Genomic DNA, 13014 nt, shown 5'->3' on the forward strand with positions numbered 1-13014 from the left:
CCCCGTAAGGGTTGGAGCTGTGGTCGACACACATTCGATCATGCTGTGCGGAGCGCTACAACGCCTTGACGAAGAAGCCTTGGTACTCCGGGGAGTACCAAGGCTTCGACGAAGGTCGGCAGACGTCAGCCGAAGATGCCGCCGTTGTTCCCGCCGTTGTTGCCTCCGCCGCCGACGGTCACGAGGGTGATCGTCGTGTTCCCGGGGTCGTCGACGCCGGTGTTGGCCTGCGGGTCCTGCTGGATGACGAACGCGTCGTCGCTCTGGTCACTGCCGTTGGCGAACTGGATGTTGTTGAAGCCCGCCTGCTGCAGCGCCTTCTTGGCGTCCTTGACGCGCTGGCCGACGACACTCGGGACCGCCGTCTGCTGCTGCTTCTGACCGATGCTGATCTGCACCGCGGTGTTCTTCTTGACCGGGGTGCCGTTCGACGGGTTGGTCGAGATGGCCTTGCCGACCTGGTTGTCGTCGGTGGTCGGCGTGTTGACGCAGTTGCCGTTCAGACCGACGTTCGAGAGCGCGGCCTTGGCGTCGTCGCAACTCTTGCCGGTGACGTCCGGGACGGCGACCGTCGAGGGGGCCTTGGCGATGGTGAGGGTGATCGTGGATCCCTTCTCCACCTCCTTGCCGCCGATCGGGTCCTGCTCGAGAACCTGGTTCGCCGGCTGCGAGGACTCCCGCGTCTTGGTCTCGACCCTGAAGTTGTAGTCGTCGCCTTCGAGCTTCTGCTTGGCGTCGGCGAGGCTCAGACCGACCACACCCGGAACCTGGACCTTCGGCGCCCCCGTCGACACCACGAGGTTGACCGAGGTTCCCTTCTTCACCTCGGACTCCTTCGAAGGGTCCTGGGAGCAGACCGTGCCCTTGGCCTGGGCCTCGCACGGCTTCTTGGTGACCGAGCCCACCTTGAGGTCGCTGTTGGTCAGCTGCTTCTCGGCGTCCGTCAGCTTCAGGCTCACCAGGTTGGGGACCTGGACGGTGCCGTTGCCGGCGCCCCCTCCGCCGAACGCCCACTTGCCGATCAGGATCGCGCCCACCAGCACCAGGATGCCCGCCACGACCAGCAGGATCGTGGAGGTGTTGGACTTCTTCTGGCGGCGGCGGTCGACGCGGTCGTCGTAGCCGTAGCCCTGGTCGTCCGGGCCTCCCATGGGCGGCAGCATCGTCGTGGCGCCGGCGCCCGCGTCGGCGCGCAGGGCCGTCGTCGGCTGGTCGTCCGGGTAGCCGCCGTAGCCGACCGAACCCATGGCCGCGGTGGCCCCGACCGGCTGGCCGTCGAGGCAGGCCTCGATGTCGGCGCGCATCTCGTCGGCCGACTGGTACCGGTAGTTCGGGTCCTTGACCAGCGCCTTCAGGACGATGGCATCCATCTCCGGCGTGATCTCGGGGTCGAAGACGGACGGCGGCTGCGCCTCCTCGCGGACGTGCTGGTACGCCACCGCGACCGGGGAGTCGCCGACGAACGGCGGGCGGACCGTCAGCAGCTCGTACAGCAGACAGCCCGTCGAGTACAGGTCGGACCGAGCGTCCACCTGCTCGCCCTTGGCCTGCTCCGGCGACAGGTACTGCGCCGTGCCGATGACCGCCGCGGTCTGCGTCATGGTCATGCCGGAGTCGCCCATGGCGCGGGCGATGCCGAAGTCCATGACCTTGACCTGGCCGTTGCGCGTGAGCATGACGTTGGCCGGCTTGATGTCGCGGTGGACGATGCCGTTCCGGTGGGCGTACTCCAGGCCCTGGAGGATGCCGATGGTCATCTCCATCGCGCGCTCTGGCAGGAGCTTGCGACCGGAGTGCAGGAGTTCGCGCAGCGTGGAGCCGTCGACGTACTCCATCACGATGTACGGGATCGAGACCCCGTCGATGTAGTCCTCGCCCGTGTCGTAGACCGCGACGATCGCGGGATGGTTGAGCGAGGCGGCCGACTGGGCCTCCCGGCGGAACCGGGCCTGGAAGGACGGGTCGCGCGCGAGGTCGGCGCGCAGCGTCTTCACCGCCACGGTGCGGCCGAGCCGGGTGTCATGCGCGAGGTATACCTCCGCCATGCCACCACGGCCGAGCACCTGGCCCAGCTCGTACCGGCCGCCGAGGCGACGCGGCTCTTCCATGCTTCCTACCAGCCCTCTCCGTCGGTCCCGACCGACACGGGTGTGCGGTCGGAGGCTGCCGTCCGGGCCTACCGTACCCGGCTAGCTTTGTGTGACCTGGCCAAGTGCGTCACCCGATACAGGACCGGTATCGCAACGTGCACCGATGTGAAGGCGACGTGAGCGGGGTCACTTCTTGGAGCCGATGACCGCCTCCATCACACTCTTCGCGATCGGGGCGGCCAGACCGCCACCGGAGATGTCGTCACGGTTGGCTTTGTCGTCCTCGATGACCACGGCCACGGCGACGGGCTTCGAGCCGTCGCCGAGCTTGGCGTAGGAGATGAACCAGGCGTACGGGTTCTCGCTGTTCTCCACACCGTGCTGGGCGGTACCGGTCTTGCCGCCCACGGTGACGCCGTTGATCTGCGCCTTCGTACCCGTGCCCTGCTTGACGACCGTCTCCATCATGGACTGCAGGACCTGAGCGTTCTTCGCCGACAGGGGCTGGCTCATCTCCTGCGGCTCGGTCTGCGAGAGCGTGTCCAGGTTGGAGGACTGCAGCTTGTCGACCATGTACGGCTTCATCAGCTTGCCGTCGTTGGCGACCGCGGAGGCGACCATCGCCATCTGCAGCGGGGTCGCGGCCGTGTTGAACTGGCCGATCGAGGACAGCGCGGTCTGCGACGAGTTCATGTTGTCGGAGAAGACCGAGGCGCTGGAGCGGACCGGCGTGAACTGCTCGGAGTCGAAGCCGAACTTCTTCGCCTCCTCGAGCATCTTGTCGTTGCCGAGGTCGGAGCCGATCTTGCCGAAGACGGTGTTGCAGGAGTAGCGCAGGGCGACCCGCAGCGTCGCGTCCTTGCAGGGGATGTTCCCCTCGTTCTTCAGCTCGGTCGTGGTGCCCTTCATGATGTAGGGCAGCGGCGAGTCGGTCTTCTCGTCGGCCGTGGAGTACAGCCCGTTCTCCAGCGCGGCCGCGGCCGTGACCACCTTGAAGGTGGAGCCCGGCGGGTAGGTCTCGCGCAGCGCCCGGTTGAGCATCGGGTCGGACGGGTTGTTCTTCTTCTGCAGCGCCGTCCAGGCCTTGGAGTCCGTCGACGTCGAGTTGCCCGCGAACGTCGAGGGGTCGTACGACGGGTACGAGGCCAGCGCCAGGATCTTGCCGGTGGACGGGTCGAGCGCGGCGACCGCGCCCTTGCCGCCCTGGGCCTTCAGACCGTCGTAGGCGGCCTTCTGCGCGGCGGCGTTGAGGGTGGTGACGACGTTGCCGCCCTGCCGCTGCTTGCCCGTGATCATGTTGAAGGTGTTGCGGAAGAACAGCCGGTCGTCGTTGCCGGTGAGGATGCCGTCCTCGATCGACTCCAGCTGGTTGGCGCCGAAGGCCTGGGAGGCGTACCCGGTGACCGGCGCCCACATGGGGCCGTTCTTGTAGGTGCGCTTGTACTTCAGGTCGTTCAGGCCGCTCCTGCTGGACTCGGTGGAGCCGGTGATCGGGTCTCCGTCGACGATGATGTCGCCGCGCGGGGTGGAGTAGCGGGCGATGGTGACGCGGCGGTTCTTCGGGTCGTCCTTGAGGCTGTCGGCCTTGACGTACTGGAGCCAGTTGTCGCGGATCAGCAGGGCGAGGACCAGAAGACCGCAGAAGATCGCGATCCGGCGCAGGGGCTTGTTCATGACGGGCGGACCACCTGGGTCATCTCGGCGTCGGGGTTGATGGCGGGGGTGGGCGCCGGGCGGCGTGCGGTGTCGCTGATTCTGATCAGGATGCCGATGAGGGCCCAGTTGGCGAGCACAGAGGAGCCGCCGTAGGCCAGGAACGGCATGGTCATACCGGTCAGCGGGATGAGGCCCATGACACCGCCGGCCACGACGAAGACCTGGAGGGCGAAGGCGCCGGACAGGCCCACCGCGAGGAGCTTGCCGAAGGGGTCGCGGGCGGCGAGGGCGGTGCGCACGCCGCGCTCCACGATCAGGCCGTAGATGAGCAGGATCGCCATGATGCCCGCCAGGCCGAGCTCCTCGCCGAAGGTGGCGAGGATGAAGTCGGAGTTGGCGGCGAACCGGATGAGGTCGGAGTGGCCCTGGCCGAGGCCGGAGCCGAGGGTGCCGCCTGAGCCGAAGGCCCACAGCGCCTGCATTGACTGCTCGGAGTGGCCGGCCACGCCGGCCTGGCTGAGCTTGTACTCCTTCATCGGGTCGAGCCAGGCCTGGACACGCTGCTGGACGTGCGGTTCGAAACTGGCCACGCCGACGGCGCCGGCCGCGGACATCAGCAGACCGAAGACGATCCAGCTGGTCCGCTCGGTGGCGACGTACAGCATGACGACGAACATGCCGAAGAACAGCAGCGAGGTACCGAGGTCGGTCTCGAAGACCAGGATGAGGATCGACAGCGCCCAGACGACCAGGATCGGGCCGAGGTCGCGGCCGCGCGGCAGGTACAGGCCCATGAAGCGGCGGCTGGCGAGCGCGAGGGCGTCGCGTTTGACCATCAGGTAGCCCGCGAAGAAGATCGCCAGGGCGATCTTCGCGAACTCACCGGGCTGCAGGGAGCCCAGGCCCGGGACCCGGATCCAGATCTTGGCGCCGTAGATGTTGGCGCCCAGGCCCGGCACCAGCGGCAGGATGAGCAGCACCAGCGCACCGAACATCGAGATGTACGTGTAGCGCTGCAGGACGCGGTGGTCCTTGAGGAAGATCAGCACGACCACGAACAGGCCGATGCCCAGCGCGGTGTAGAGCAGCTGGCGCGGCGCGGCCGTGAAGTAGTTCGGCAGCGACTGCAGCAGCTTGGACTGGTCGAGCCGCCAGATGACGACGAGTCCGAGACCGTTGAGCAGTGTGGCCAGCGGCAGCAGCAGCGGGTCCGCGTACGGGGCGAACTTCCGTACCGCGAGATGGCCGATGGCCGCGAGCAGTCCGAGCCCGAGGCCGTAGCTGAGCAGGCCCGCGGGCACCTTGTCGTCAATGGCGAGGCCCACGTTGGCGTAGGCGAACACGGGGATGACGACGGCGAACACCAGCATCGCAAGCTCGGTGTTCCGTCTGCTCGGTGCGCCGATCGCGCCGATCGTGGACGTGTGGTGCGTCGGTGTGTTGGTAGTACTGCTCATCGTGTGACAGGGCCTCTCACGGCTTGCCTACTGCTTACCGCACATCGAGACGACCTTCTGCTCTTCCTCCGAGAGGCTGGGGCCGGGGCTGGGAGTGGCGGTGGTCGCGGACGGGGTCGGGCTCGGGGACTTCGACTTCGGCGACGCCGTCGACGACGGCGTCGGTGACGACGTGGCCTTGGACGTGAGGGAGGTGCTGCTGGTTCCCGTGGTGCCGCCCGCCTGGCCTTCTCCGGTCTTGGAGTTCTTCTGGCTCTCCGCCGTCTCCTGCGCGGCCTGCTTCTTGCACGCGGAGGCCTGTACGGCGAGCTCGTCGACCTTCTTCCGGGCGTCCGTCAGGCCGCCCTCGGCGATCGTGTTCTTGACCTGCTTCTGCTGGTACGGCGGCAGGTACTTGAGTTCGATCTCGGGGTGGTCCTTCTCCACCTTCGACAGGGAGACCCAGGCCAGGTCCTGGCTGATGCCCCGGTACAGCGCGACGTGCTCGCCGTTGGTGCCGACGTAGTACTGGGTCTGCGTCCAGCGGTAGCCGCCGTACAGACCGCCGCCGATGACGGCGAGCGCGAGCACGCTGTAGAAGGATCGCTTCAGCCACCTGCGGCCCTTGCGGGGCTTGACGAAGTCGTCGTCGGTGTAGTCGCCGAAGCTGCCCGCCGGGATGTAGCCGGTGGTGTCGCCGGAGCCGGGCGGCCCGAACTCGCCGCCTCCGCCGCCCTGTCCGGGCACCTGGCGGCCGAGGCCGGAGGCGCGGCCCGCGGGCGTCTGCATGATCCCGGGGTCGTGGTGGAGGTGGTTCTGGTTCTCGGCGACGGCGCCGACCACGACCGGGGTGTCGGAGAGCTGCCCGGCGAGGGTGTCACCGGTGTCCAGGTCGAGGACGTCGGCGATGATGACCGTGATGTTGTCGGGACCGCCGCCGCGCAGCGCGAGCTGGATGAGCTCCTGGACGGTCTCCTGGGGGCCCTGGTAGCTGGCCAGGGTGTCCTCGAGGGTCTGGTGCGAGACGACGCCGGAGAGGCCGTCGGAACAGATCAGGTAGCGGTCGCCGGCCCGGACCTCACGGATCGACAGGTCCGGCTCGACGTGCTCGCCGCTGCCCAACGCCCGCATCAGCAGGGAGCGTTGGGGGTGGGTGGTGGCCTCTTCCTCGGTGATGCGGCCCTCGTCGACCAGCCGCTGCACCCAGGTGTGGTCCTGCGTGATCTGAGTGAGGACGCCGTCGCGCAGCAGGTACGCGCGCGAGTCGCCGACGTGCACGAGGCCGAGCCGCTGGCCCGTCCACAGCAGGGCGGTGAGCGTGGTGCCCATGCCCTCCAGCTGCGGGTCCTCCTCGACCATCGAGCGCAGCTGGTCGTTGGCGCGCTGCACGGCCGCGCCGAGGGAGGTGAGGATGTCGGAGCCGGGCACGTCGTCGTCGAGGGCGACGATGGTGGAGATGGCCTCCGAGGAGGCGACCTCGCCGGCGGCGGCGCCGCCCATGCCGTCGGCGATCGCGAGCAGACGCGGGCCGGCGTATCCGGAGTCCTCGTTGCCCTCCCGGATCATGCCTTTGTGCGATCCGGCGGCGAAGCGCAGTGACAGACTCATGCGCACCTCGCCCGTCGGCTCCGGGTACATCCGCACGGTGCCCACCCTCCGGTCGGGAGCGCGCCGGGGCCCGTCGTGGGGGCCGCCGCTGCGTGCTCGCTCCGCTCGCTCATTGTCGTACTACTTCCGCAGCTCGATGACTGTCTTGCCGATGCGGATCGGCGCGCCCAGCGGAATCGGCGTGGGGGTCGTCAGCCGGCTCCGGTCGAGGTACGTGCCGTTGGTGGAGCCCAGGTCCTCGACGATCCAGTTGCCGTCGCGGTCCGGGTAGATCCTGGCATGGCGGCTGGAGGCGTAGTCGTCGTCCAGCACGATCGTGCTGTCGTGCGCCCGGCCCAGGGTGATGGTCTGGCCCTGCAGCGCGACGGTGGTGCCGGTGAGGGTGCCCTCGCTCACGACGAGCTTGGTGGGGGCGTTGCGGCGCTGACGGCCGCCGCCGCCCTGCTGGCGCTGCGGCGGCGGTGCCGCCTGCTGCTGCTGTCGGGCGGCCTGCTGGGGCCGGTTGGCCTCCCGTCGCGAGCCGCGCTGGGTGACGCGCGTACCGAACAGGTCGCTGCGGATGACCTGCACGGCCACGATCACGAACAGCCACAGTACGGCCAGGAAACCCAGCCGCATGACCGTGAGGGTCAGCTCTGACATTGCCCCCGCTTCACCCTTCGGCTTGCCGGTAAATGATGGTGGTGCTGCCCACGACGATCCGCGAGCCGTCGCGGAGCGTAGCGCGGGTGGTGTGCTGCCCGTCCACCACGATGCCGTTGGTGGACCCGAGATCCTGGATCGTCGAGGGCGTTCCGGTCCGGATCTCACAGTGCCGGCGCGAGACGCCGGGGTCGTCGATCCGCACGTCGGCTTCGGTGCTGCGGCCCAGCACCAGAGTCGGGCGGGAGATCTGATGGCGGGCGCCGTTGATCTCGATCCAGTAGCGGGTGCGCCCGCCGGCCGCCGGGGCCGCCGGGGGACGCTGAAGGTAGGGCGCGCTGCCGCCGCGGCCGCCGGGCGGCGGTGCGGCCGGCATGGGCGGGGCCCCCGCCGGGGCGGCGGCCGGCGGGTAGCCGTAACCGCCGGGACGGCCCGCGGCCGGGGCCGCGGGAGCCGCCGGGGCCGGGGCTCCGGGGGCCTGCTGGTTGGTGGAGGAGGCGAGCGTACGGCTGCGCACCCGGTACAGGCCGGTGTCGAGGTCGTCGGCCTTCTCCAGGTGGACCTTGATGGGGCCCATGAAGGTGTAGCGCTGCTGCTTGGCGTAGTCGCGCACCATGCCGGCGAGCTCGTCACCGAGCTGGCCGGAGTAGGGGCTGAGCCGCTCGAAGTCCGGCGTGCTCAGCTCCACGATGAAGTCGTTGGGTACGACGGTCCGGTCGCGGTTCCAGATCGTCGCGTTGTTGTCGCACTCGCGCTGCAGCGCGCCGGCGATCTCCACGGGCTGGACCTCGGACTTGAACACCTTGGCGAAGGTGCCGTTGACCAGACCTTCGAGACGCTGCTCGAACTTCTTCAGGACTCCCATGGGGCACCTCCTCCGTAGTCTCTGTCGTCCTGCGCCCCGCCTCGCGGGTACTGCACTGCCTGGTACTGCTTACTGATCGTATCCACGCGCCGGGTAATCGGCTGGTTCCCCCTGTCGGCCCCGTCGACGGGTGTCGACGCCTGTCGAGGTTCCCTCCGGAGGTTCCCTCCGAAGCTCCCCTTCGAACTCGTCCCTCGAACTCCTTCTGCCCAGGATCGTAGAGGTGGCCGCAGACAAGTGTCCCGCACCTGACTGTGGACCCGGTCCGGCTCCTGTGGAGACGGGCCGTACCGGTACGAGGTTGATACGAGAACCGGTACTCCTTGATACGGAGCGGAGCGCTCCGATGATCGACCGGGGCGCGGCCGGATCGGGAGAGCTCCCTGGTCGGCGGCTGCCCCGGGGTAAGGGACGTGAACCCACCCCCGCCAGCGTGCTAATGTTCTGCGTGTCGGAAGGCGCCAACCCCGCAGGGGAAGGAGCCGGAGGACACACCCAATGCGCGGGTGGCGGAATAGGCAGACGCGCTGGATTCAGGTTCCAGTGCCCGCAAGGGCGTGGGGGTTCAACTCCCCCCTCGCGCACCAGCCGGAAGCCCCCAGGTCTCGGACCTGGGGGCTTCCGCGTTGTCTGAGGCGTGTGAGCCGTATTACCTGGTGAGGACAATCACACGGATGTGACTCGGGTCCGGTCCGGGGTCGGCGGCCGGAGTTTTCCACAGGGTGAGAGTTGTCCACAGGGGTCTGACGCGTTTCGGCCACCGGCTGTACGGTCTCCACGAGTTGATGTTCGTGGGCGCGCGTGCGCGGATGTGCGGGGGAGGCGGTCGGTGTGACTGAAGGTGTTGCGGGGACGGACGTGCGCCGGTTGCCCCGGGTGCGCGGCTTCGCCGAGTGGCCCGCTGAGGGTTCGCCCAAGCAGGAGGGCAAGGCGCTGCGCGGGGCTGTTCCGCGCAGTGCGCACGCCGCGCTCGACCTGGACGACTCCCGGCCGGACGCCGTGGGGGCGATCGAGGAGTCGCATCGAGGCCGCATCCCCGAGCTCACGCCGATACGGGCGGGCCGGATGGCCGCCACGCCCTTCGCCTTCCTGCGCGGCTCGGCGGGCCTGATGGCATACGACCTCGCGCGTACACCCATGACGAGGATCCGCGCGCAGATCTGCGGAGACGCGCATGCCGCGAACTTCGGTCTGTACGGGGACGCGCGCGGTGGTCTGGTCATCGATCTGAACGACTTCGACGAGACGGTCAGCGGCCCCTGGGAGTGGGACCTCAAGCGGCTCGCCGCCTCCCTGGTGCTCGCGGGCCGCGAGGCCGGCGCGGACGAGGACTGCTGCCGCAAGGCGGCGTACGACGCGACCGGCGCCTACCGCCGCACCATGCGGCTCCTGGCCAGGCTGCCCGTGCTGGACGCGTGGAACGCGATCGCGGACGAGGAGCTCGTCTCCCACACCGACGCCCATGACCTGCTCGGCACCCTGGAGCGGGTCTCGGAGAAGGCTCGGGCCAACACCAGCGGGCGGTTCGCGGCGAAGGCGACGGAGGAGACCGCGGAGGGCGGGCGCCGCTTCGTGGACGCGGCGCCGGTGCTGCGGCGGGTGGACGACGAGGAGGCGGCCGCGGTCGCGGCGGCCCTCGAACAGTACGTGGGGACGCTCTCCGAGGACCGGCTGCCGCTGCTGGCCCGGCACGCGGTGCACGACGTGGCCTTCCGCATCGTCGGAACGGGCAGCGTGGGCACGCGCTCCTACGTCGTCCTGCTCCTGGACCACCGGGGCGAGCCGCTGGTGCTGCAGGTGAAGGAGTCGCGGCCGTCGGCCCTCGTCCCGCACCTGGTGACCGCCGGCTTCGAGGCGCCGGCCGTCGAGCACGAGGGTCGCCGGGTGGTGCTCGGCCAGAAGCGGATGCAGGTGGTCAGCGACATCCTGCTGGGCTGGACGTCGGTGGACGGCCGGCCCTTCCAGGTACGGCAGTTCCGCAACCGCAAGGGCAGCGTCGACCCCGCGGCTCTGGCCGCCGACCAGATCGACGACTACGGCCGCATGACCGGAGCCCTGCTGGCCCGGGCCCATTCCCACAGCGCCGACCCGCGGCTGGTCGCCGGTTACTGCGGCAAGAACGACGAACTGGACGAGGCCATCGCCGACTTCGCGGTCGCGTACGCCGACCGCACCGAGGCGGACCACGCGGATCTGGTGGCGGCGGTGCGGGCGGGGCGGGTCGCGGCGGAGATGGGGGTCTGAGGGCGGGAAGGGTCGCGGCGGACCGGTCCGCACCGGCCGTGGCCTAGGCTGGTCGGGTGACGAGCCCGGAAGCTGAGCAGGGTGGGGTCGCCGGCGAGGCGCAGGCGACGCCCGAGGACGGTGCGCCGCGCCCCGAGGAGCGCCTGGAGCGGGCCGTGCGCGCCGCCGAGCAGGCGCTGATCGAGTACGAGATCGCGGTGGAGACCTTCCGGGTGGAGGTCGAGAACTTCTCCCGGCTGCACCACCAGAAGCTCGGCCCGATGTACGCCCGCCTGGACGAGCTGGACGCCCAGATCGCCGAGGCCAGGGCCGAGCGGTCCGGCGACCCGGAGGACCGGCGCCGCGCGGACGAGGCCCGGGCGCGGGTCATGCCCATGCCGGGGGTCGAGGAGCTGTTCCACGGCTGGATGGACGGCGAGGGGCTGTTCCCGGAGGCGGCCGCGATGCTCACCGACCAGCCGGTGCGTCCCCCGCAGCGGGTCCGCCCGAGCGACGAGGCCCGCAAGCTCTACCGCGAACTGGCCCGCAAGGCGCACCCCGACCTGGCGCCGGACGACACCGAACGGCAGCGGCGTGAGGAGTTCATCACCCGGGTCAACGCCGCCTACGCCCGCGGTGACGAGACGCTGCTGCGGGAACTGGCCGAGGAGTGGGCCAAAGGCCCGGCGCCGGCCGAGCGCGGCCCGAGCCGCAGCGAGGAGCTCTACGCCCGCCTCGAATGGCTGGCCCAGCGCAAGGAGCTGCTCTCGCTGGTCGCCAAGGAGCTGGAGGAGGGCGCGATCGGCTCGATGCTCCGGCTGGCCCCCGACGACCCCGACCGCCTCCTCGAGGAGATCGCCGAGCAGCTGCTGGCGGACGTGGCCCAGCGGGAGCGCGAGCTGGCGGAACTGCTGGGCGGCTAGCCGGGCCGGTCCCCGCCGGTCGGTCGGTCACTTTCGTGTCCGGTGGCGTCGGGTAGCGTCGGGGGCATGAGTTTCGGAGCTGGTGTGCCCACCGTCGAGGTCGGTGACCTGAAGGACGGCGACTTCCTGCTGGACGTCCGCGAGGACGACGAGTGGAAGGCGGGTCACGCCGAAGGCGCGCTGCACATCCCCATCAGCGAGTTCGTGGCCCGTTACGGCGAGCTCACCGAGGCCGCGCCGCAGGACGGGCGCGTCAACGTGATCTGCCGCTCCGGCGGCCGCTCGGCCCAGGTCACCATGTACCTGGTCCAGCAGGGCATCGACGCGGTGAACGTCGACGGCGGCATGCAGGTGTGGGCGGCCGCCGGCCGGCCCGTCGTGACGGACGAGGGCACGCCCGGGTTCGTGCTGTAGGAGGCGCGGCGGGCGCTCAGCCCAGCGGGTGTGCCGCCAGCAGGTCGCCGAGGGCCTCCTCGTGCGCCGCCGCCGGGCCGAGCGACAGCTCCAGGTGCTTGGCCCAGGCGTGGTACCGGTGCAGCGGGTACTCCACGTCCGCGCCGAAGCCGCCGTGCAGATGCTGCGCCGTCTGCACGACCCGGCGCACCCCTTCCGACGCCCAGATCTTGGCGACGGCCACGTCCCCGGAGGCGGGCAGCGCACCGGACGCGCCGGAGGCGATCCGCCAGGCCGCCTGCCAGAGCGTGGCCTCCATGGCCCGCAGGTCGATGTAGCGGTCGGCGGCCTGCACGGCCACCGCCTGGAACGTGGCGATCGGGTGCCCGAACTGCTCCCGCTTGCCCGCGTATTCGCTGGTCATCGCGAGGACGCGCTCGCCCAGCCCGAGAGCCAGGGCGCAGGTCCCGGTGGTCAGCAGATCACGCAGCCACTCCCAGGCGCCGTCGGCGTCCATGACGTCGCGGGCCGGAACGCGCACGGAGTCCAGGCGCAGTTCGCCGAGCCGCTCGCCGGACGTGGAGACCTGCTCGGCGAGTGCGACCCCCTCGTGGCCGGGCGGCACCACGGCGAGCAGCGTCCGGTCCGTGGCGGTGCGGGCGGGCAACAGCACGAAGTCGGCGTTGTGCGCCCAGGGCACCGCGGTCTGCACACCGTCCAGAAGCCAGCCGTCGCCGTCCTGCCGTGCGCTCACGGCGAGTTCGGCCGGGTCGTGCCCGGTGCGGCCGTGTGCGGCGACGGTCAGCACCAGCTCCCCACGGGCCGCCCCCGGCAGCAGCGCCGACCTCAACTCCTCACTGCCGTAGGCCTGTACGGCAGCGGAGGCGGCGCTGCTCTCCAGCAGCGGCACCCGGGCCAGCTTCCTCGCCGACTCCCGCAGCACCAGGCACAGCGCGATCGCGTCCAGGCCCGCCCCGCCGTATCGCGGGTCGAGGAGCAGGCTCAGCAGGTCCGCCTCGGCGAGCTTCGCCCACAGCGCCCGGTCCAAGTCGTCGGCGACGGCGCCCGCGACGAGCGAGGGAGAGGGCACCGTGTCCGGCGCCACCCCGGCGAACACTCCGCGCGCCGCCTCGGCCGCCGCCTGCTGCTCCTCGGTGAAGGTGAAGTCCACGGTCCTG

Annotated in this window: 10 protein-coding genes and 1 tRNA gene; 4 read left to right on the top strand and 7 right to left on the bottom strand. The window is 70.2% G+C overall.

Features of this window, described 5'->3' with window-relative positions; genetic code table 11:
• Positions 1-125 precede the first annotated feature (125 nt).
• The 6 genes from pknB to FBY22_RS41145 form a co-directional block, all read right to left on the bottom strand.
• On the bottom strand, positions 126-2108 hold the full coding sequence (pknB, locus tag FBY22_RS41115) for a Stk1 family PASTA domain-containing Ser/Thr kinase (RefSeq protein WP_142153662.1): 1983 nt from the start codon (positions 2106-2108) through the stop codon (positions 126-128).
• Between the two features lie 168 nt (positions 2109-2276).
• Positions 2277-3764 (bottom strand): penicillin-binding protein 2, encoded by a 1488-nt coding sequence (locus tag FBY22_RS41125; RefSeq protein ID WP_142153666.1) that lies wholly within the window; start codon positions 3762-3764, stop codon positions 2277-2279.
• Positions 3761-5203, bottom strand: coding sequence for an FtsW/RodA/SpoVE family cell cycle protein (locus tag FBY22_RS41130; RefSeq protein ID WP_142153667.1), 1443 nt, complete (start codon positions 5201-5203; stop codon positions 3761-3763). The genes FBY22_RS41125 and FBY22_RS41130 overlap by 4 nt, the downstream gene beginning before the upstream one ends.
• 27 nt (positions 5204-5230) lie before the next feature.
• Complete coding sequence (locus FBY22_RS41135; protein WP_142154650.1) at positions 5231-6820, bottom strand: Stp1/IreP family PP2C-type Ser/Thr phosphatase; 1590 nt, start codon at positions 6818-6820, stop codon at positions 5231-5233.
• A 90-nt stretch (positions 6821-6910) separates the two neighbouring features.
• On the bottom strand, positions 6911-7432 hold the full coding sequence (locus tag FBY22_RS41140) for an FHA domain-containing protein (RefSeq protein WP_058924273.1): 522 nt from the start codon (positions 7430-7432) through the stop codon (positions 6911-6913).
• Between the two features lie 10 nt (positions 7433-7442).
• Positions 7443-8297, bottom strand: a complete 855-nt coding sequence (locus FBY22_RS41145) for a DUF3662 and FHA domain-containing protein (RefSeq protein WP_142153669.1) — start codon at positions 8295-8297, stop codon at positions 7443-7445.
• 500 nt (positions 8298-8797) lie between these two features.
• Here FBY22_RS41145 and FBY22_RS41150 point away from each other — a divergent pair.
• From FBY22_RS41150 to FBY22_RS41165, 4 genes are all read left to right on the top strand, one after another.
• Positions 8798-8884 (top strand) — tRNA-Leu (locus FBY22_RS41150).
• Positions 8885-9128: 244 nt separating this feature from the next.
• Positions 9129-10541 carry a DUF2252 domain-containing protein gene (locus FBY22_RS41155; protein WP_142153670.1) on the top strand — a complete coding sequence of 471 codons (1413 nt, stop codon included), beginning with the start codon at positions 9129-9131 and terminating at the stop codon, positions 10539-10541.
• Between the two features lie 56 nt (positions 10542-10597).
• On the top strand, positions 10598-11443 hold the full coding sequence (locus tag FBY22_RS41160) for a J domain-containing protein (protein WP_142153672.1): 846 nt from the start codon (positions 10598-10600) through the stop codon (positions 11441-11443).
• Between the two features lie 84 nt (positions 11444-11527).
• Complete coding sequence (locus FBY22_RS41165) at positions 11528-11857, top strand: rhodanese-like domain-containing protein (RefSeq protein ID WP_142154652.1); 330 nt, start codon at positions 11528-11530, stop codon at positions 11855-11857.
• 16 nt (positions 11858-11873) lie between these two features.
• On the opposite strand, the gene FBY22_RS41170 is transcribed toward FBY22_RS41165, so the two are convergent.
• Positions 11874-13007, bottom strand: a complete 1134-nt coding sequence (locus tag FBY22_RS41170) for an acyl-CoA dehydrogenase family protein (RefSeq protein WP_142153674.1) — start codon at positions 13005-13007, stop codon at positions 11874-11876.
• Between the last annotated feature and the right edge of the window lie 7 nt (positions 13008-13014).

The organism is Streptomyces sp. SLBN-31 (genome assembly GCF_006715395.1).
Taxonomy (GTDB): Bacteria; Actinomycetota; Actinomycetes; order Streptomycetales; family Streptomycetaceae; genus Streptomyces.

Excerpts from the sequence above, each read along its gene's own strand:
- FBY22_RS41145 (WP_142153669.1), bottom strand. The coding sequence starts at position 8,297 with ATGGGAGTCCTGAAGAAGTTCGAGCAGCGTCTCGAAGGTCTGGTCAAC.
- FBY22_RS41125 (WP_142153666.1), bottom strand. The coding sequence starts at position 3,764 with ATGAACAAGCCCCTGCGCCGGATCGCGATCTTCTGCGGTCTTCTGGTC.
- pknB (WP_142153662.1), bottom strand. The coding sequence starts at position 2,108 with ATGGAAGAGCCGCGTCGCCTCGGCGGCCGGTACGAGCTGGGCCAGGTG.
- FBY22_RS41135 (WP_142154650.1), bottom strand. The coding sequence starts at position 6,820 with ATGTACCCGGAGCCGACGGGCGAGGTGCGCATGAGTCTGTCACTGCGC.
- FBY22_RS41140 (WP_058924273.1), bottom strand. The coding sequence starts at position 7,432 with ATGTCAGAGCTGACCCTCACGGTCATGCGGCTGGGTTTCCTGGCCGTA.
- FBY22_RS41130 (WP_142153667.1), bottom strand. The coding sequence starts at position 5,203 with ATGAGCAGTACTACCAACACACCGACGCACCACACGTCCACGATCGGC.